The organism is Spiroplasma endosymbiont of Tricholauxania praeusta, assembly GCF_964019535.1.
Taxonomy (GTDB): domain Bacteria; phylum Bacillota_I; class Bacilli_A; order Mycoplasmatales; family VBWQ01; genus Spiroplasma_E; species Spiroplasma_E ixodetis_A.
In genome coordinates, this window is record NZ_OZ026450.1 from 964614 (window position 1) to 986742 (window position 22129).

General features: G+C 28.4%; 13 protein-coding genes, 3 rRNA genes and 1 pseudogene. 3 read left to right on the top strand and 14 right to left on the bottom strand.

Annotation, left to right across the window (positions count from 1 at the left end; translation table 4 throughout):
- Positions 1–15 precede the first annotated feature (15 nt).
- The 4 genes from AACK96_RS05240 to tsaB form a co-directional block, all read right to left on the bottom strand.
- Positions 16–963: a type I phosphomannose isomerase catalytic subunit gene (locus tag AACK96_RS05240; protein WP_338973691.1), complete on the bottom strand. Its 948-nt coding sequence runs from the start codon at positions 961–963 to the stop codon at positions 16–18.
- A 33-nt stretch (positions 964–996) separates the two neighbouring features.
- Positions 997–3102: a fructose-specific PTS transporter subunit EIIC gene (locus AACK96_RS05245; RefSeq protein WP_338973693.1), complete on the bottom strand. Its 2106-nt coding sequence runs from the start codon at positions 3100–3102 to the stop codon at positions 997–999.
- Between the two features lie 82 nt (positions 3103–3184).
- On the bottom strand, positions 3185–4027 hold the full coding sequence (locus AACK96_RS05250; RefSeq protein WP_338973695.1) for a MurR/RpiR family transcriptional regulator: 843 nt from the start codon (positions 4025–4027) through the stop codon (positions 3185–3187).
- Positions 4028–4077: 50 nt separating this feature from the next.
- Positions 4078–4659: a tRNA (adenosine(37)-N6)-threonylcarbamoyltransferase complex dimerization subunit type 1 TsaB gene (gene tsaB, locus AACK96_RS05255; RefSeq protein ID WP_338973697.1), complete on the bottom strand. Its 582-nt coding sequence runs from the start codon at positions 4657–4659 to the stop codon at positions 4078–4080.
- Positions 4660–4781: 122 nt separating this feature from the next.
- On the opposite strand from tsaB, the gene AACK96_RS05260 reads away from it, so the two are divergent.
- Positions 4782–5585: a hypothetical protein gene (locus AACK96_RS05260; RefSeq protein WP_338973699.1), complete on the top strand. Its 804-nt coding sequence runs from the start codon at positions 4782–4784 to the stop codon at positions 5583–5585.
- A gap of 427 nt (positions 5586–6012) precedes the next feature.
- Here AACK96_RS05260 and AACK96_RS05265 read toward each other — a convergent pair whose 3' ends face one another.
- Positions 6013–7638 (bottom strand): hypothetical protein, encoded by a 1626-nt coding sequence (locus tag AACK96_RS05265; protein ID WP_338973701.1) that lies wholly within the window; start codon positions 7636–7638, stop codon positions 6013–6015.
- Between the two features lie 348 nt (positions 7639–7986).
- Between AACK96_RS05265 and AACK96_RS05270 the strand changes: the two are divergent.
- A pseudogene (locus AACK96_RS05270) lies at positions 7987–9247 on the top strand (ISNCY family transposase).
- A gap of 264 nt (positions 9248–9511) precedes the next feature.
- Here the strand turns inward: AACK96_RS05270 and AACK96_RS05275 are convergent.
- Positions 9512–9856, bottom strand: coding sequence for a hypothetical protein (locus AACK96_RS05275; RefSeq protein ID WP_338973702.1), 345 nt, complete (start codon positions 9854–9856; stop codon positions 9512–9514).
- Positions 9857–10323: 467 nt separating this feature from the next.
- Here AACK96_RS05275 and AACK96_RS05280 point away from each other — a divergent pair, with 467 nt between their 5' ends.
- The gene (locus tag AACK96_RS05280; RefSeq protein WP_338973703.1) at positions 10324–11121 is read left to right on the top strand and encodes a Pr6Pr family membrane protein; all 798 of its coding nucleotides are present in this window, start codon (positions 10324–10326) and stop codon (positions 11119–11121) included.
- A 66-nt stretch (positions 11122–11187) separates the two neighbouring features.
- On the opposite strand, the gene AACK96_RS05285 is transcribed toward AACK96_RS05280, so the two are convergent.
- The 8 genes from AACK96_RS05285 to AACK96_RS05320 form a co-directional block, all read right to left on the bottom strand.
- Positions 11188–11676, bottom strand: coding sequence for a hypothetical protein (locus tag AACK96_RS05285; RefSeq protein WP_338973705.1), 489 nt, complete (start codon positions 11674–11676; stop codon positions 11188–11190).
- Positions 11677–11778: 102 nt separating this feature from the next.
- Positions 11779–11885 (bottom strand): 5S ribosomal RNA (rrf, locus tag AACK96_RS05290).
- Between the two features lie 82 nt (positions 11886–11967).
- Positions 11968–14911: ribosomal RNA gene (locus tag AACK96_RS05295) — 23S ribosomal RNA — on the bottom strand.
- A 191-nt stretch (positions 14912–15102) separates the two neighbouring features.
- Positions 15103–16624: ribosomal RNA gene (locus tag AACK96_RS05300) — 16S ribosomal RNA — on the bottom strand.
- Together the 16S, 23S and 5S rRNA genes form the textbook arrangement of a ribosomal RNA operon.
- 245 nt (positions 16625–16869) lie before the next feature.
- A complete protein-coding gene (locus AACK96_RS05305; protein WP_338973707.1) occupies positions 16870–19890 on the bottom strand; it encodes a DEAD/DEAH box helicase family protein in 3021 nt (1006 codons plus the stop codon).
- A 169-nt stretch (positions 19891–20059) separates the two neighbouring features.
- A complete protein-coding gene (gene rpmF, locus AACK96_RS05310; protein ID WP_281747878.1) occupies positions 20060–20269 on the bottom strand; it encodes a 50S ribosomal protein L32 in 210 nt (69 codons plus the stop codon).
- A gap of 185 nt (positions 20270–20454) precedes the next feature.
- Positions 20455–21578, bottom strand: a protein-coding gene (locus AACK96_RS05315) for an IS3 family transposase (protein ID WP_338973306.1) whose coding sequence is annotated in 2 segments (ribosomal slippage) — positions 20455–21335 and positions 21335–21578 — 1125 coding nt in all. Because the reading frame shifts where the segments join, the coding sequence is not laid out codon by codon here.
- Positions 21579–21624: 46 nt separating this feature from the next.
- Complete coding sequence (locus AACK96_RS05320; RefSeq protein WP_338973709.1) at positions 21625–21981, bottom strand: hypothetical protein; 357 nt, start codon at positions 21979–21981, stop codon at positions 21625–21627.
- Positions 21982–22129: the final 148 nt, after the last annotated feature.

The window sequence follows — 22129 nt, forward strand, 5'->3', positions numbered from 1 at the left end:
ATATAAAACAATTTATTAGCAATATGCAACCATCAATAACATGTTTCCACTTAAACAAAAATCAGTATAACCATTTGGTAAAATAAATGAGTCACCTTTTTTAATACTAGTATCATCAATTATACCATTACCATCCAATACTGAGATTTGCAATCATCTAGTATTAGGATAACTATAATGCTTAATTCCCTCATTAATTAATTTAATTAACTTAAAAAACTTATTATCAACTAAATAATTATCATGACCATTAGCTTCACTACTATTTAAATCAGGAGCTAAAACAATAGTTGATGCTTCTTTCAAATGCAAATTTCGTAAATTACCAAGTTCATCTTTACGACCATAATCATATAAACGATATGTAATATCTGATGATTGTTGTAGTTCAAAAACCATAGTATGTGCCAATAAGCCATGAATTTTTAGAGAAGGAACATAAATAAATTGATCTTTTTTAATTGGAATATATTTTAATAGTTTATGTCATTGTTCTTTTGCCAATCATTGATTAAACTGATCTTTGGTTTTAGCATTATGACCCAAGATAACTTTACCTTTGGGTAAGCATTCTAATATATACCAACATTCAGTTTTTCCTAAACATTGATGATTTTTTTCTGCGAATTTATCATCAGGATGAATTTGAACGCTTAAACTATCATTTGCGTCTAAAATTTTTGTTAACAACGGATATTCTTTATTAATCACATTACCTGAACTATCAAGATTAGCAAATAAACTAGGTTGCTGTTTAAATAATTCTGCTAAACTTAATCCCTTATACTCGCCATTTAAAACATAACTCATTCCATTGGGATGAGCACTAACTAATCATGCTTCACCAATTGGTGTATTTTTAGGTAAATCAAAATTAAATTTGTGTGCTAATTTTTGACTACCTCATAATTTGCGAATAAAAGCAGGTTTTAAAAAAATTATTTGTGATGTGCTATTATTCATATTCACTCTCCTAAACTTTGATTATTTGTTCAATTAAACTTTATTTTTACTATTTTTAGATTTAGATTTTTTACTATTAAATATTTTCATGATTCTTTCATTCATTAATTTAAAAACCTTAATATTACGTGATTGAATAATTAATAATCCACCATATACTAAACAAGTAACAATACTTCCAACAATAATGGATAAAAAGAATAAAAGAATACTTACCCAAAGCACATAATTAACTGAACTAACTGCACCTAAGATAGCAACAATAGGACCACCATGACCCGCAGCATCAGTTAATAAGAAAGCACCAGCAATACTACCAGCAACAGCACTACCAATAATATTACTAATAATAGCACGTTTTGGATCTCTTACTGCAAAAGGAATCGCACCTTCAGAAATACCAATACACCCCATTAACATAGCTGTTAAACCTAATGTACGTTCACTTTCATTAAAGAATTTACGAAAAATCAAAGTTGTTAAACCCATTCCAAGTGGTGCAACAGGAATAGCTGCAGCTACCGCTCCCATAAATAATTGTGAACTAGGATCAGCAGTTATCGTTGTTGAAGCTGCTAAAAAAGCAACTTTGTTAATTGGACCACCCATATCAAATCCAATCATGGCTCCTAGCAACATTCCAATTGCTGCCATTGCTTCACGTGGCATGTGGGTTAACCCATTTTGAAATTGTTCCATTATTCAACCAATTGGAGCTCCAATTGCATAAATAAAAGTGAAACTAATTAAAAATGTTACTACAATAGGAATAAAGAAAATTGGCATAATTGGAGCAATAGTCTTTGGTACTTTTCAAGTAATAATTCATCTTACTAAATATCCAACACTTGGACCAATTAATAATGCTCCTAAAAATCCAGCAGAAACCTTTGGCTCTAAACCAGCAATTGGATAAACTAATCCTGCTGTATTAGCAACATATGCACTTACCATTGCCGGAACCAAGGCAGCACGTCCTGCAATTGAATTAGCGATAAAACCAGCTAAAATTGGAATCATTAATGTAAAAGCAATACTTCCGGCTTGATTCATAAAATAAAGAAAATGATTGTGTGGTAACTTGGAAATATCAAAATCAGCACCATAAACTGCTTTAGCAATACCAATTGATAATGCTAACATAATTCCACCAAAAACAACAAATGGAACCATATAGCCAACACCAGCCATAATATGTTTCATAATTCCTTGTTTATCAGTAGTAAATAAATCATTTGATTTATTTTCTTTTTCCGCTTTTTGTCCCGATTCTGACTTGTTTATTTCATAAGGTTTTGCGTTAGCAAAAGCATCATTAACAATACTTTCAGGATTTTTAATAACTTTGCTAATTTCTACTTTATATAATGGTTTATTATTAAAACGTTCTAATTTTAAATCTGCAACACCGGCTGATACTGCAATAATAACTAAATCAGCATTGGCAATATCAGTTGCTGTAAAAGCACCTTTAATACCAATACTACCATGAGTTTCAACTTTAATATTATAGCCTAAATTTTTTGCAGCAATTTCTAATTTATCTTGTGCAATATAAGTATGTGCTACCCCAACTGGACAAGCAGTAATTGCTATAATATTTTTAGTTTTTTTTGAAGAACCTTTCATATCTTCACTAATAGTTTTACTACTAGTTTCAACATTAGGTTTATTATTAATATTTAGTGATTGAATAATTGCTTTTTTATCTTTTGAATTAAATAATATTGATTGAAATTCCGGTTTTGTTAATCTTTGTGCCACTTTTGATAAAATTTCCAAGTGTTCATTACCAGCACTTTTTAGTGGCATAATTAAAGCAATTATTGCTTTAACGGGTTGTTCATCTAGTGCTTTCCAAGGAATTGGCTGTTTAAAACGCATAATAAAAATTCCTGATTTAACAATATCTTCATTACGAGCATGCGGCACAGCAACACCATCACCAAAACCAGTAGTTCCTTCTCCTTCTCTTTGTAGAAAACTATTAACTAGTGATTTTTCACTAATATTTTTTTTCAAAAAACCTAATTTTTTAGCAGAAGTTGCTATTTCTTGAAAAGCTTCTGCTTGTGTTTTACAATCAGATTCAAGAAAAACGTGTTCTACTGTCAAAATATCATCTTGTTTAGACAACATACTTCATCTCCTTACTTAATAAATATTCATGACATAATATTAAATTATTATTTTAAAAAAAACAGTTTTTTTATTTAAAAAATTAATTAAATTTTTTAATTACTTTATTAGTTTTAATTCTTTTTTCTAAATATCAATCTTTATGCTTTGATTTTAATAAATATGTTGTTACTAAATCATTAAAATAAGTAATAGCAAATAATGGAGAAATAAATATTTCTTGTGCTTCATAAAGTCCTGAAGAAACAATATTAAATGTTCAATCAGCATAAGTCACTAATTCAGTTTTATCTTGTGATGTAACAACTGCAATTTTAGCATTATTCTTTTTAGCAAGTTTAGCTGCTTCAACAATAGTAGCGGTTTTACCTGATAATGAAAAAAGAATTATTACATCTTCTGGAATAATTAAAGAAGCATGCATTAAAATACTATCATCATCTTTATTTAAACAGATTGATCGTAAACCAAACCGATATAATTTATTTGATAAATCCTCCGCACCTAAACCAGAATGACCAATGCCTGCTAAATAAATACAAGCTTTACGATTATCATCTATTCAATTAATAAATCTTTGTAATTCCTCATAATTAATCGTTGAATCATTTAAATCCATCAGTTTTTTATAATGTTCTTTTAAAACACTACGATCACCAAAAAAGTCACGATTTAAAGCTTTGAAAGTAGTTTCTTGCGCAGCTAAACTAATGATAAATTCACGATAACCTTTAAATCCCAACTTCTTAATTAAATTATAAACAACACTATAACCAACAGTATTTTCTTTAGCCAAAGAACTAATAGTAACTTGATCCATTTTTTGACTATTCTTATTAATATAGTTAATAAGAACTTTTTCTTTTTTTGTGAAATTATTTTCTTCCTTTGATACTCTAGATCAAAAATTATCATTGATAAGCATGTAAAAACTCCTTTTTAAACTAATGTAAAATATTTAAATATTATTATTTTTTAATTATGTGATGAAAATGCATCATTAATATAATATGGTTGCAAATCTTCCATGTTTTTTACTTCGATAAAATATGGTGACAACTTTTGAAAATTTTCCACAATATTACACTTTTCTAAATTTTCAATTATTTTATAATCTAGTAAATCACTAATAATACCAATTTTAGCATTTTCATCTACTAATTGCGGCTGAATAATTATTTTTCCATTATCACATACTGCCAAATAACTTTTATTATTGTATGCTGACAAAACACTTATTGATTTTATTAATCCTGCCTGTAATAATAAACTATTAATAGTAAAAACCGTTAAAAAACTATTCAAAACTTTAAGTGTTTTGACAAAAGTAATTGCTACTCTAATTCCAGTATAACTGCCAGGACCATTTGCAATAACTACTTTTGAAATATCTTTTAATTTTATTTTACATTTTACAAGTAAATTATTAATAGTTGGAATTGCCAATTCTGTTTGTTTTTGTCAAGCAATAAATGATGAACTTGCTAAAATTTTATTAGCTTGCAAAATCACCACTGTTAATTTGTTATTTGTTGTATCTAAATATAATTGATACATAACATCACCTTATTATTTCATTTAGTTGCTATTAATAATTTTCTAATATCTTACATACTTATTATAATATCATGTATAATGTAATTAAAATAGAAAAAATATAGAATTGTGAGTTGATCCATATGGGAATAAGAAAAAATATAGGATTTAAAAGTAAATTTTCTGATTTTTTACTTTGATCTGGGCTAATTATTGCTGTTATAGGTCTAATAATGCAATTTGCAATAGTTTTAATTGAGTATAAACCAATAACAGTTGGAACACCTAATCCTCATAATTTATGAACTCCAGATGGCCCATGAGTTGGTATTTGAACAATGATTTCTACCTTTACTATGCAATCAAATTTTTTAGTTTTTCTTTTCTTTTGTTTTGTATTAACAAATCGTTTTCATGACAATCGCGCACAATTTGTTTTTGGGCGATTTTCATTAGCAATTAGTGTTTATATTACCGTAACTCTTATCGTATTTTTTGCTGTATTATTTAAACCAATGATAAATAATTTAGATAGTAGTAATAGTATTAGCATATTAAATTTTATAAATACATTTTTATTACATTTAATAGTACCAGTGATAGTGATTTTATATTTTATGTTTTCTGCTGGTAAATACTACTGAAAACTCGGAAAACAAACATATCTTTGAATACCAATTATTTCTATTTACATGTTTGCATATTTAGGTTATGCACTTGCTAAAGGAAATTTTGTTGGTTTTTTAAGAAAAGGAACGACAGAAATTGATTATTCATTTCCATATCCATTTTTAGATTTTCATAAAAGTTTAACTACTTTCTTTATTTATATCTTTGCAATTTTAATCTTATACATAATTTTGATGTTACTTTTTACTCTTTATAATAATATTCTTTATAAGAAAAATAATAAACCAATAGCAGCTTTAAGAGATACAAATTTTTAATGTAAAATAATTTATAAATAAAGTGTACTAGTTTATAAACTAGTACACTTTATTACTATTATTTATTATTTAAAAAATATTGAAAAATAATTGTAGGGAGGAATATATATTTGTGAAAAGTAAAATTTGAAATTGTATTATTTTTTTAAATATTATTTTGTTATTTTTTCCCTCCTTTTTCTTAATATATTTTATTTTAAAATTATATAAAAACTCCTTGTATGCTATATATGCTATACAAGGACTTAAAGTCAAATATAAAATTAAAACCGGCATTAGTTAAATATTTTCTAAACATTTATAACTGCCATTTTTATTGTAACTCACTAAAAATAAAAAACAAGTAATAACATTTTTTACACTTATCATTTTATATTTTTATATAATATATTGCATTTTAACAAGTACTACTTAAAAATAATAAACTTTATTTTAAATATTTCTTTTTACGAATAATAACAACAACTATTGGAATTATAGTTAAAAAACTAATAATGAAGCCACAAATGATAATAATATTTCAATTATTAACTAACATTTTAGTTGTTAATGGTATATTAACATCTCAGGGACGATCTGAATTATTACTTTGTAAATAATTAACATAATTTTGTTTAGTAATATCACCTTGATATTGAATAAATCATGATAAAAACTCACCAGCAGCATTATTTTTTAAATCTTCAATTTTAATACTATTATTAGTAGCACTAGTTAAATATTGTTGAAAACCTGCTAATAAATTATTAGTTTTTTCAAAAAAATCAGTACAATTTGGAAAATTAGGTATTTTTGTATTGCTTCTATAAACAGTAATATATTGTTCAGAAGCAGCTTGACGTTGTAAGTCAGATGTATCTAAACCTATACAATAAACTTGAAAATTACTTCCTTGATTAAGAGTTAAATTATCACCATCTTTAATAGGTGTTCCTGAATCATTTTTTGCTTTTTGTAAAGTTTGTGAATCAACTTTTCATTTTAGTCAATGTTGTTGTGAATCACTAATATTTACTTTAGCTTTCTCAATAGCTTTATTCATAACTATTAATGTATTTTTATTATCTTGTGAATTATTTTGAACTAAATATTGAGGTGTAATTACAGGATTTTCTTTAACTTTTTCATCACTAATAGTACTAAATTGAATATTTGAACTATTATTTGTTAACTTAATAGTTTTACTATAGCCACTATCTTTAACACTAACATTAAAACTAGTTGATTTTAAAGGATGGTCTGGTTTATGATTTAATATTGCATAACTAATTGAACCATTATCAAAAACTTCATCATTTTTATCATTTATTAATAATTGTTCATTCTTATCATTTTTATTTTTTGCTAAAATAGCTAACATTGGTTGATTAGTATCATTGGGATTACCATTATTAAGTGGTAAAATTGCTAACCGATCTTGAACGCTTTTATGACTATTTAAAAAATCATCGCTTGGTTTAATCATATAAGGAATACTAAAATAATTATTAAAATCTGCCCTAGGATTTACCGTTGCAAAAATACGATTGTTAATCTGTGCTGGTAAACTATTATCATGGTAACCAACATAAACATAACCAAAACTAGCAATATCATTAAAACTTTGTTTAGCAACACTACGACCAATAACTTTATCAGTAAAATATTTAATACCATTATCTGGTAAGATATTATTAGCTTTGTTTTCGATTTGTTCCTTAAATTTCTTATTAACTTCTTTACTAATATCATCATTTGAATTATTATTAACCTTATTAATAAGGTCTGATCAATCATTAAATTGTTCTGTTATTACTTCTTTATGCAATCTAATAAAATCTTCATACTTATTATTAATTGAATTTCAAGTATTGGCTTCACTAATTAAATTTTTATTATTTTCCTTAACAGTAATATGAAACCCAGAAAGTTTGTTACTGTCATTAACAGTACTAATATTAGATTGATGATTAGTAACTATCATTAAACTACTAGTAAGAGATAATGCCAAAGCCAAACTTATTGTTTTAAAACTTTTAGTTTTAAAAAAACTAAAAGATAAGAAATTTGTCATTATGACTACTCCTTTTTTACCTATTATTTGTGTTTATAATTATAATATTAAATTAAGTATATTTAATTAAATACTTAAAATCTTAGTTTTAATAAAATAAAACTAAGGATATATAATCAATTATTAAACTTTTTGTTAAATCAACATATATAATTTTAATACTTATATAATTACTTATATATTCATTAAAATTATAAGGATAAAATTATATCCTTAACATTAATAATAAACTTTATTACCAAAAAATCAAGATTAAATAATTAATATGTCATTATTTAGTGATAATTTCCTATTAGTTATCGAGTAAAAATTTCCCAAAAGTGAAGTTAAATATACTTGGTGATAAAAATGGAAAGAAGCATGACTATGAAAGAAAAATATAAGTACAAAATTATAAATGATATTATTATTAATAAATTATCTAAACATCAAGCCAAGAATAAACTTAATCTAACTACTTAATCTAACTATTAGAAGAATTAACCAATTAATTCAAATTTTTAATAGAGAAGGTAAAGTTGGTTTTATTCATAAATCTCGCAATACAATTTCTAATAAGGCAACAAATTTTGAAATCAAAATTAAGATTATCAACTTGTATAAAACAAAATATTATAATTTTAATTTTCAACATTTTCATGAGAAATTAATGAATGAAGAAAAAATTAAAATTTCATATAGCACACTTTATACTATATTAATCAAAGAAAAAATTACTTCACCAAAAAGACATAAAAATAAAAAAAATAACTTACATCCAACAAGAAATCGAAGAACAAATTTTGGTGAATTAATTCAAATGGATGCAAGTAATCATCATTGATTTGGTAACGATAAACCAAAATCATTTTTACATGCTGCAATTGATGATGCTACAGGAAATATTGTTGGACTATGATTTGATCATCAAGAAACATTAGATGGTTATTATAATGTTTTTTATCAAATTTTAACTAATTATGGCATACCAAAAACATTTTATACTGATAATAGAACAGTTTTTGGATATAAGAAAAAAATTGATTCAGGTAAAATAAACACAGAAAATGACACTTATACTCAATTCCAAAAATGCTGTAATGATTTGGGTGTTGAAATAATTAGAACTTCAATTCCACAAGCTAAAGGTAGAATTGAACGTTTATTTGGAACACTTCAAAGTCGATTAATTAGTGAATTACGACTTAATAAAATTAAAACATTAGATGAAGCTAATCAATTTCTCAAAATGTACATAAACGTTTTTAATAAACAGTTTGCCTTTCCTATTGATGATAATAAATCTGCTATGGTTAAAGCTCCTACACAAGAAGAAATAAATATTTATCTTTCAAGATTTTCTAAAAGAAAAACAGATAGTGGTTCAACTATAACATATTATGGTAAAAAATATTTTCCTTATAAAAATAACAAAGTTCAATACATACAATCTCGAATTGATGTAATTGTAGTTAAATCGTTTATTAATGAATTATATCTTAGTTACAATAATCAAATATATGAACTAAAAGAAATAGCACTAAAACCAATTATTAAAGACAACTTGATAAAAACTAAAAAAGTTTATATACCCAATAAAAATCATCCTTGAAGATATGGATATCAATAATTCCTAATTAAAGTTATATAAGATTTACATTTTTTGAATACTAAACCATATAAATTTTTAAAATGTTTGTATATGAGCAAATTTGGTGCTTTAAAATTGATTTTAAAGATATAAAGAGATTACAAATTCAATATCTTCCTCTTTTACATTTTTTTGTGATTTTCTACTAGAACTTTCATTGTTAATTGAAAAAATTTAGGCAAAAAAAGCACGATTATTATATCCACTAGTTGAAGGTTGATTTGTCAACTCCATTGAATTTATTTATTCTTTTTCAAGTTCTTTTAATAAGTTTTTTTTATTGTTATTTATTTTACAATTATAAATACAATAACCAATAATAATTGATGTTGTAATTAATCCATAACCAATAAAACCTGTTGTTGGTCAAAAATAATCTGACTCATAAAAATTAGTTAAATAATTTTTAATATTTGTTCATATATCTTTTTTTGTTTCAAAAAGTTCAGTACTAGTATTATTAGCATTATTAGTTTGATTATTGAAATTTGTCATTTCAGTTGTTGTTATTTTATTGAATATTTTTGATACAGGAGTTGAGATTACCGATGGTAAAGTAGTTATGTTATTAATAATTACCGATAGCATACTATCATTTCATGAATTGGTCTCCATATAAACTATCCTTTCAAAATAAAAACCTATTTGTTTAAAAATAAAACAATGGGTTAAAAACTATATTTAGTTTTTAACAATATTATAATTAATAAATTTTTAAATATTAAATATTTCTATATTATAAAAAATAGAAACTAAAATTTTCAGGATTATTTAAAATTTGTGTATTTTACTGAAATAGTTTAAATTTCCCAAAATAATTTAGTTTTTTTGATAAGTATTTTGGGAAATTTTCACTCGATATTGACAGATTAAATAATTAATAAGTTAATTTTTTTAACTTATTAAGTGTTTTAAATAATCAGTTAGTAAATATTAATAGTGATAAGAAAAAACTTGATATACTAAATAAGTAGCATATTCAATCATAATAAAAAATTAAATTTCCTATCAAAAATTTAATTAAATTTAATTCTAATATAAATAGGAGAAAAAATATGAATTGAAAAAATAGTAGTGAATACCGATTAAAAAAAAGAAATCTTATTAAATTTATTTGACGTTTATTTGGTCTACTTATTATTTCTTTATTCTTAATTTTTGATTTAATAATTACTATTAATTATCCCAATGCTTTCATTGTTCCTAATGTTGATAAACCAACTGAAAGATTGGCAATTTATTATTTTTATTTTACAACTCAAACTAATTATTTAGTACTCATTTATTTATTTGCTTTTTTATTTGAAAGTAAATTTAAAGAAAATTCAAAACCAAGTTTTTATATTTTATTAAGCATTACTATTTATATTACAATTACAATATTAGTATTTTGAATAGGTATCATTAGTAATAGCCAAGAAAGAAGTAAATATGGAACTGATATTTATTTATGATTTAAAACAATAATTCTAAATCTAATTATGCCAATTGTTATGATTTTAAATTTTGCTTTATCATGTGGACGTGATTTTTATTCACTAAAAAATCATCATAAACTTTATATGTGATTTATTTTATTTTATCCTTGTTTTTATGTAGTAATGGTAATGGTTCGTGGTGTACTACGTGTTAAACAAGGAGAAAATATTAATACTTGTTATCCTTACTTTTTTTTCAACTACCAAAAATATGGTGTAGGAGTATTAGTTACTGCTATTATTTTTCTGTTAATTATTAGTATTGGTTTACAATACCTTTATTTATGAATTAATAACATACAATATAAAAAAAAGCATGATGATGATAAACCAAATTTTCCAATCATTACTTATCCTTATGGTTTTAAATTATAAAAAATAAAATAAGGCTTTAGAAATTAAAAGCCAACCTTATTTATATAATTTATTAAATATTTTTAATTATTCATTTACCATAGAAACTACTTCTTCTGGTTTATTAGTAACTGGAAGATATTTACCAATAATTAATAATACACCTGAAGCAATATTAAGTCCTAAAAAAATAATATTAATACCACTAATAAAATTAAAATTTGATGAAAACATAACTATTAAAGAAAAACCTGCTAAAACCAAAGTTACAATTCCAACAGCTAAACCACTATTAGCATTTCCTTTTAAAATATTATTGCACATAATAATTATTGCAATTGAAAATCCAATAGCAATTAAAAGTCCAAAAATCAATCCAACAATAAATATTGTACTAACTCCTGATGTTAATGAAGTGTGATCATATTTTGTAAAACTTTTAAAAATGACACTACTTGCTGTTGCTAAAATAATTGTAATAATTAAACTTCAAATAATATTTATAATATTTGTTATGAATCCAATTTTAGCTCCAATATATAATTTTTTATCTAATTTCTTTTCAACCTTATCCATTTTTTCTCCTTTTTTCTTAAAATCTTTTTTACATTTTAATACTCTCAATCTTAACATAAAAAAAATTTAAATTTTAAATTAAATACTAACACAAACAAAAAAATTTGGCATCGTGCTATTTTCCCATTGCTGGTATTTTCGCCGCTGGAGTGCTTAACTGCTGTGTTCGAGATGGGAACAGGTGTGACCACTCCGCCATGGACACCAAATAGTTTAGCAATTGCTCCCTAAAAACTAGAAACAGACATCTTTAAATTTGATTACTTTTGATTTGCAATAGAGAATATATTCTTCAATAAATCCTCGATCTATTAGTATCAGTAAGCTGAACATATCACTATGCTTACACACCTGACCTATCAACCTTGTAGTATTCAAGGGATCTTACTTCTTTCGAATGAGAAATCTCATCTTGGAACTGACTTCGCGCTTAGATGCTTTCAGCGCTTATTCATGCCCTACATAGCTACCCAGCTGTGCCACTGGCGTGACAACTGGTGCACCAGAGGTAGGTCCATTCCGGTCCTCTCGTACTAGGAACAGCTTTCCTCAAATTTCTTGCGCCCACGACAGATAGGGACCAAACTGTCTCACGACGTTCTGAACCCAGCTCGCGTACCGCTTTAATGGGCGAACAGCCCAACCCTTGGAAGCGACTACACCTCCAGGATGCGATGAGCCGACATCGAGGTGCCAAACCTCCCCGTCTATATGAACTATTGGGAGAGATTAGCCTGTTATCCCCGGGGTAACTTTTATCCGTTGAGCGACGGCCTTTCCACACAGCACCGCCGGATCACTAAGCCCAACTTTCGTTCCTGCTCGACTTGTATGTCTCGCAGTCAAGCACCCTTTTACCTTTGCGCTCTACATATGATTTCCATTCATATTGAGGGTACCTTTGGGCGCCTCCGTTACTTTTTAGGAGGCGACCGCCCCAGTCAAACTACCCACCAGACACTGTCCTTAGACCAGATTATGGTCTCAAGTTAGAATTTCAATATAGCAAGGGTGGTATCCCAATGGTGACTCCATGCCTACTAGCGTCTGCATATCAACGTCTCCCACCTATGCTGTACAAACTACACCAAAATTCAATATCAAGTTGTAGTAAAGCTCCACGGGGTCTTTCCGTCTAATCGCGGGTAACCTGCATCTTCACAGGTACTAAGATTTCACCGAGTCTATAGCCGAGACAGCGTCCGGATCGTTACGCCTTTCGTGCGGGTCAGAACTTACCTGACAAGGAATTTCGCTACCTTAGGACCGTTATAGTTACGGCCGCCGTTCACTGGGGCTTCAGTTCAAAGCTTCGCTTACGCTAACAAATCTCTTTAACCTTCCAGCACTGGGCAGGCGTCACCCCCTATACATCGTCTTACGACTTAGCAGAGAGCTGTGTTTTTGCTAAACAGTCGCCCGGACCTCTTCACTGCGACTCATATTGCTATGAGCTCCCCTTCTCGCTAACTTACGGGGTTATTTTGCAGAGTTCCTTAGCTATAGTTATCTCGCTTGCCTTAGGATATTCTCCTTGACCACGTGTGTCCGTTCTCGGTACAGGCACCATGGTGATGTCTTTAGAAACTTTTCTTGGAAGTATGGCATCAAATGCTTCGTTACTAAGCGAACCGTTCACTCCCTATCGTACTTCAAGGTTAACGCTGTGCGGATTTGCCTACACAACCCTCTTTGTACTTAGCCCAGCACTACCAACCACTGGGACATTTTAGCCTTCTCCGTCATTCCATCAGTCACCATGGTGGTACAGGAATATCAACCTGTTATCCATCGACTACGCCTTTCGGCCTCGCCTTAGGTCCTGACTAACCCTGGGTGGACGAACCTAGCCCAGGAAACCTTGGTCAATCGGCATGAAGGATTCTCACCTTCAATCGTTACTCACGCCGGCATTCTCACTTCTAAACGCTCCACTAGTCCTTCCGGTCTAACTTCGTCGCAGATTAGAACGCTCCCCTACCGCCCACAATATATGTAAACATATATATATATATAGACCCATAGCTTCGGTACAATGCTTAGCCCCGGTACATTTTCCGCGCAGAATCATTCGACTAGTGAGCTGTTACGCACTCTTTAAAGGATGGCTGCTTCTAAGCCAACCTCCTAGCTGTCTGAACAATTCCACATCGTTTTCCACTTAGCATTGATTTGGGGACCTTAGCTGATGATCTGGGCTGTTTCCCTCACGTCCATGGACCTTATCACCCATAGACTGACTGCCAGATATGTAACAATGGCATTCGCAGTTTAATTGCATTCAGTACCCCGAGGTGGGGCCATCATACATTCAGAGCTTTACCTCCATTGCACTAATTCTGACGCTAGTCCTAAAACTATATCGGGGAGAACCAGCTATCTCCAGGTTCGATTGGAATTTCACCGCTAGCCACAAGTCATCCACGGTCTTTTCAACGAACGTTGGTTCGGTCCTCCATTAACTGTTACATTAACTTCAACCTGCTCATGGCTAGATCACCTGGTTTCGGGTCTACGACCACATACTAAACGCCCTATTCAGGCTCGCTTTCACTTCGGCTCCGTCTTTTCAACTTAACCTTGCATGTAATCGTAACTCGCCGGCTCATTCTACAAAAGGCACGCCGTCACCCATTAACGGGCTCCGACTTGTTGTAAGCATATGGTTTCAGAAACTATTTCACTCCCCTCTCGGGGTACTTTTCACCTTTCCCTCACGGTACTGGTTCACTATCGGTAATTGGTTAGTATTTAGCCTTACGCAGTGGTCTGCGCAAATTCCGACAAGGTTCCACGTGCCTCGCCGTACTCAGGATACTGTCAAGAGATTTATACATTTCGCATACTGGGCTTTCACCATCTATGGCGTTGCTTCCCAACAACTTCTGCTATATATAAATTTTGTAACTCTTCATAGGTCGAACCTAATAGACAGTCCTATAACCCCAGTCTGACGACTGGTTTAGGCTGCTCCCTTTTCGCTCGCCGCTACTAAGGGAATCGCATTCGCTTTCTTTTCCTCTAGGTACTAAGATGTTTCAATTCTCTAGGTATCACTCTGCACAACTATGAATTCATTGTACAGTACTATCTGATTAAAGATAGTGGGTTTCCCCATTCGGACATCTCCGGATCAAAGCTTATTTCCAGCTCCCCGAAGCTTATCGCAGGTAATCGCGTCCTTCATCGTCTTCCAATTCCAAGGCATCCACCATACGCTCTTAATAATTTATTTTTAGAATATCCTATTGCAAGATAAAAATTATCTTATTTTTTTAAAAGATGTCTATTATCCAGTTTTTAAAGAACAATTGCTCAGAGAAAACAATCCCTGAAAACTAAACAGAACAAAAGAAGTAATCCAATAAATCATCCATCTAATTTTTCTTGTTGTCTTGGTTTCTTATTAGAAACTAAACTCCATAGAAAGGAGGTGATCCATCCCCACCTTCCGGTAGGGATACCTTGTTACGACTTAACCCCAATCATCAACCCTGCCTTTGGCAGCTCCCTCCTTGCGGTTAGGACACCGACTTCTGGCATTGCCAACTCTCGTGGTTTGACGGGCGGTGTGTACAAGACCCGAGAACGTATTCACCGCGACATTGCTGATTCGCGATTACTAGCGATTCCGACTTCATGAAGTCGAGTTGCAGACTTCAATCCGGACTTAGACTGACTTTTTGAGATTTGCTTGACCTCGCGGTTTAGCGACTCTTTGTATCAGCCATTGTAGCACGTGTGTAGCCCAGGTCATAAGGGGCATGATGATTTGACGTCGTCCCCACCTTCCTCTAGCTTACACTAGCAGTCTCCTTAGAGTCCCCAACTTAATGCTGGCAACTAAGGACAAGGGTTGCGTTCGTTGCTGAACTTAACCAAACATCTCACGACACGAACTGACGACAACCATGCACCACCTGTATCCTTGTTAACCTCTACTATATCTCTATAGCTTCGCAAGGTATGTCAAGACCTGGTAAGGTTCTTCGCGTTGCTTCGAATTAAACCACATGCTCCACCGCTTGTGCGGGTCCCCGTCAATTCCTTTGAGTTTCACTCTTGCGAGCATACTACTCAGGCGGAGTACTTAATGCGTTAGCTACAGCACTGCCTCATGGCAACACTTAGTACTCATCGTTTACGGCGTGGACTACTAGGGTATCTAATCCTATTTGCTCCCCACGCTTTCGTGCCACAACGTCAGTAATAGGCCAGTTAGCCGCCTTCGCCACTGGTGTTCCTTCATATATCTACGCATTCCACCGCTACACATGAAATTCCACTAACCTCTCCTATACTCTAGTAATGTAGTTTCCAAGGCGGTTAGGGGTTGAGCCCCTAAATTTAACCTCAGACTTGCAAAACCGTCTACGCACGCTTTACGCCCAATAAATCCGGATAACGCTTGCCACCTATGTATTACCGCGGCTGCTGGCACATAGTTAGCCGTGGCTTTCTGGTAAGGTATGGTCGATACTAAAATCATTTCCTATTCTAGCACTTCTTCCCTTACAACAGACCTTTACAATCCGAAGACCTTCATCAGTCACGCGGCATTGCTCCATCAGGCTTTCGCCCATTGTGAAAAATTCCCTACTGCTGCCTTCCGTAGAAGTTTGGGCCGTGTCTCAGTCCCAATGTGGCCGTTCATCCTCTCAGATCGGCTACGCATCGTTACCTTGGTAAGCCATTACCTTACCAACTAGTTAATGCGCCGCATCCCCATCAATTAGCGAAGCAAATGCTCCTTTCATTATTTATCATTGCAAATAAATAACATATGCGGTATTAGCTGTCGTTTCCAACAGTTATTCCCCACTAAATGGTAGGTTAGATACGTGTTACTCACCCGTTCGCCACTAAAGTATTGCTACTTTCGTTCGACTTGCATGTATTAGGCATGCCGCCAGCGTTAATCCTGAGCCAGGATCAAACTCTCAATAAAATTGTTTTTGTTAAAAGATGATGTCTGACTTATTTAATTTTTAATAAAAAATTGACGGATTAATTCTTGTTCTATTTAGTTTTCAAAGATCGTTTTTTCTAGTTTGTAACCCATTTATTTTTGGGACAATAACAATAGTACAACATGCCATAATTATTGTCAACCTAATTATCATAAAAAAACATTATTTTTTTAAAATTAAAATCATTAAAATTTTTTATAAAATTAAAAAAATAAAATATTATTTATTCTACTAAAAATTTAATAGTAATATAATCACTCTTAATTGTTAATTGATATTGACCAATACCAATAAAGTCATACAACTTTAAAGCAAGATTTTTAAATTTTTTATTACAATCATTATTTAAAAATAATATTTTTTCAATATTATTATTTTGTAAATCTTTCACTAATTTTGAATTAATCGTTTTATTTTCTGGTATTGATCAGTAATATTCTTTTGTTAATTTATTATAACTAGTTAATTTACCATAATTTGTTCCATCAATATCTGCAAAAATTACTGATTTATTTTCATTAAATGTCAAATGACCCGCTTGAAAGGCAATAATTTTTAAAGGTCCAAGTTTTTTATTAAAATTAACACGATTAATTGTACATAGTGCCTGATGCACAGTAAATGTTGATTGATAAGATAATAAAGGATAATCTTGATTAAAATGTTCATTAAGTAACAATGTTTCATAATCTAGTTTATATTTAAGAATAATTTTTAGTTCATTAACAACCAATTTGTTATTTTCAATGAAATTTGTAACTAAACATGGTATTTCATTAAAATTTGGAAAAATATGATTAAATACTTTATTACTTGTAACCTCATATAATAATGATGCTATTAATAAATTGTCATAATGATAATTAATTAATTCAGTATCTAATTCTTGACTTAATCTTAAATAAAAATAATTAACTATTTGATAATCATTTAAAAATAAGAATTGTTTTAAGATATTTTGATTACGATTAGTATCATTATCATGGGTTTGATAATTTTTTATTTTTTTTGCTATTCGTAAATAAAAATCATTTAAAAAATTATAAAATTCTTGAATTGTCAAATCATAATCAATTAATATTTTAAAAATAGCATTATCATTATAAAGTTGATAATATGATTGAATTACCAAATAAATTTTTTTTCGTGATTGATATCATTGCTTTAAATTAGTTAAAATGACGTTTTGACTTCTTGGTTCTAAAGTAATAGTACATCCATAAGGTAAATTAAAACTATTAGTTAATTGTTTATTAACATTTATAATATGTGAGTTCGAAAGATTTTTAATACCAATGGTTATGTCATATTTTTTATCAATATTAGCAATTAAATCATAAACCTCTAAACAATGTTTAGTTTCTGTTTTTCTCAATCCTCTTCCTAATTGCTGTAAATATACTGTTTTTGAATTAGTTGGTCGTAATAAAATAATAGTATCAATTTCAGGAATATCAATTCCCTCATTAAAAATATTTACTACACATAAATAATTAATAATTCTATTTTTAAAATCATTAATTATTTTACTACGATTAGTTTGATTTTTACTTGTTAAAAAATCTGCTTTTAAGCCCTGATTTTGCAAAAATCTAGCAACAATTTGTGCATGAGTAATGTTAATACAAAAAATTAAACAAATCCGATTACTATAAAATCCAATATAGTCATTAATTACATCTAATAATAACTTATTTCTTGCTTCAGTATTTAATTTTTTAAATAATTGTTGATCATTATTTAAATCAATACCAATTAAATCAGCAGTAATGTCATCAATACAATAATAATCAAATGGTGATAAAAGTTTTTCATTAATTGCATCTCACAATCGTAATTCATGTGCAAACTCATTATCAAAATAATTAATAATGTTTTTATTATCTTCTCGTTCTGGTGTTGCTGTTAAACCAATAATTTGTTTAGGATGAAAATAATTTAAAATTGTCTGAAAAGTTTTGGCAGCCAAATGATGAGCTTCATCAAAAATAATAATATCAAATTGTTGACGTTTAAACTTATTTAGATGTCTATGTACAGTTTGTACTGTTGCAAATAAATATTGTTCTTGAAAATTATTTTGTTTACTATTTAAAATAGTTGCAAATTTTTTATCATTTATTACTTTTCGAAAAGTAATAATTGCTTGTTCAATAATTTCTCTTTGATGTGCTAAAAATAAAATTGAAGGTTTTTGATTATTATTTTCTTTGATTTGATTTAAATAGTCAAAAGCAGATACTACTGTTTTACCAACACCTGTTGCCATGACAATTAAATGTTTTGTTTTTTTAAGTTTTCTTCTTAACTTTAATTTATTAATTAAGGCAATTTGAAAATCATAAAGAAAATAATTAGTTGCTAATCATTGTTCATCTTTTTTATTTACAAGCAATCGATTATATTCAATTCGTGATAGTAATTGTAATCGTTGTTGTTCATCATTTAAATCAACTAAATTATCATTTCATAATTTATAATACTGATTTAAAATATTTTGATATAGTTGCTTATTATCAAATTCATTAATTTTAATATTTCATTCACGACCACTAGCTAAACCTTTTTGCGTTAAATTTGATGAACCAATTATTGCTGAAGAAAAACCTGAATTTCGTTTAAAGATAGCAGCTTTAATATGAATTCTTTCACTACGTTTTTCTAAATTATTTTCAACTTTAACTTTAATATTAGGATACTTTTTTATTATTTTAACTAATGCATATAAATTAACAAATAAAGCCATATCATCAAAAGTAGTAGTAATAAAATTAATAGTAATATTATGATTTAAAGCATAAGTAAATGATGAACGTAACTTATTAATAATTGAATTTGATATAAAAGGATAAATGAAGTATACTTCATCACAAGTTCTAATTTCCTGATTTAAATGATTAATTAATGCTTGTTGGTTTTCATTAGTAAATAAATAATTATCACTTAATCTAATATTAGAAGTTAAATGATTATCTATGATATTATCATTTACTTGTAATAAAATGTTATTACTAAATTTATTAGTAGTAAAATTACTTATGATTTGATTTAAAAAATCAATTTTTGCTTCTGGTGATTTAATCGTTTTTAATTTTTCAATTAAAGTATTATTTAGTTGTTTAACTAAATAATGATCAATGTCTTTAATTAATTCTTTTTCATCATTAATATGTGATGTTTGGAAATTATTGCTAATATCATCACTAATCTTTAATAATAAATCATAATAGCCCTTATTTTTCATACTCTACACTTCCTAATAAATAGTGTCTATTTTAATAAATTATAATCTATATTTTAATATATTATTAACTATTATAAAATAATTTTGTAAAGTAAAAAACCTCTAATATTTAAAATAATATTTTAAATAAATAAGAGGAAGGTAATCTAAGATAAGATATATTCATATTTTATTTTTTTTCTGTTGATGATGTTTTTTCTGCTTGTAATGGATTAGTAATACTTACACCTTTGTATGTCTTGCATTTCATACAGGCATGATGTGGTTTAGTAATTGCTCCACAATTTAAACAGTTAGTTGTAGTTGTTGCAGATAAACTATCATGGGCACGACGTGTATTTTTACGCATTTTTGACGTTCTTCTTGCTGGTACTGCCATAGTCTGTTGCCTCCTTACTTTCGTATCTCATAAATTATATATTGATTTATCAGAAAAATCTATTTTTTTTGATAAGTTTTTCAAATTTTTGGAAATAAAATACTAATAAATCAAATATTTTATTTGGAATGATAAAAAGATTGGTGAAATATTTAAAAATAGAATGTATGGAATGGCAACCCTTTTTAGGACTGTTTTTTGGTAGACACTTGTTTTTGATAATTAACTGGAGTTAGGTAGTTTAAGGTGCTGTGAATTCTTATGTTGTTGTATCAATTGATATAATCAAATAATTCTAATTTTAATTTGATTAATGATGTAAAATTTTTATCATTAATAAATTCAGTTTTGAAAGTTTTAAAAGTTGCTTCAGCAACAGCATTGTCATAAGGACAGCCTTTTTTGCTTAAAGATCGAGTTATGTTGAATGCTAATAAAAGTTTATCAATAGTTTTATTATTAAATTCGTTACCGCGATCGCTATGAAATATTTCAATATCTTTTAAACAGCGATTTGAGTGCATAAATGCTTGATATACTAATGATGCATCTTTTTTAGTACCTACACTATGTCCAATAATTTCGCGGTTAAATAGGTCTATTAATAAGCAAATATAGTTTCACTTACCATTAACTTGAACATAAGTTAAATCACTAACAATAACTTCATTTTTAATTTTATTATTAAAGTTTCTATTAACAAGATTGGTAATTTGACTATCATTGACTTTATTATGATGATTTTTGAATGATAATTTAGTGTATTTTGATATTAAATTATGCTTATTCATAATTTGTTTAATTTTTCTGCGTGATAAATAAATTTCTTGGTTTGCTAGTATGACTTTTAATCTTCTAGTACCATAAACTTCTTTATTTTCTTTAAAAGCACTAATAACAGCTTCATCATAAATATTATTTTGATTTTTATTTTTTTTCTTTAAATTAAAATAATATGTTGATTTAGAGAGTTTTAAAAAACGACACATTGTGCGAATTTTATATTTAGATTTATTATTTGCAATAATTTCTATTTTCTGCCTATTATTAGTGCTGCTTGCTTTAAAATATCATTTTCCATTCGTAATTGTTTTAATTCTTTATTTGCTTGAATTAATTGTTTTTCTAAATCAGAAAGATTATCTTTGGTTTTAAAACTGCCTGAATTAGTAAATTGCTTAATTCATTTATAAGTAGCCGCTCTTGTAACGTTATATTCTTTAACAAGACAAGATACTGACTTGCCACTTTGATATAAAGCTACTATTTGTTTTTTAAATTCATCTGAATATGAGTTAATATTGGCCATAATTATTTTCCTTTCTTTTAACTAATTTGTGAACTTGTCTACGTAATTAGTGTCCAATAAAGTGTAACCCATCCACATTACATAATTTTCAATTTTGTTTTAAATATTGTTCTAAACCATTTGGAAATAACCCTTTATCTTGTCTTTCATCAATCCTAAAATTAATTTCACTTTCATCTTCAAAATATTCTTTAATATTTTCAAACATTTTATTTAACATAACTTTAGTTAAAAAATTATATTTATCTGCAATATGTTTTATATTTTTTAAAAGTTTTGGATTTTTTGTATTAATATAAATTCCTATTAATTTAACATCATTTAAGGTTAATAATTGATTTATAAAAATTGCTTTTTCTGTAACATTTAAATCTGTAGCTTTTATTTCAATTTTAGGGAGCATACCGATGTTGTCAATAATATTCAAATTTGTCTTAAAATTATAAAGTTAGACGAGAATAATTTTGACTTCAATATGCAATTGTATGTTAATCTTAACACTTAGAAAATATTAGTCAACAATAATACTTACTTTTATAACTCAAAAATTC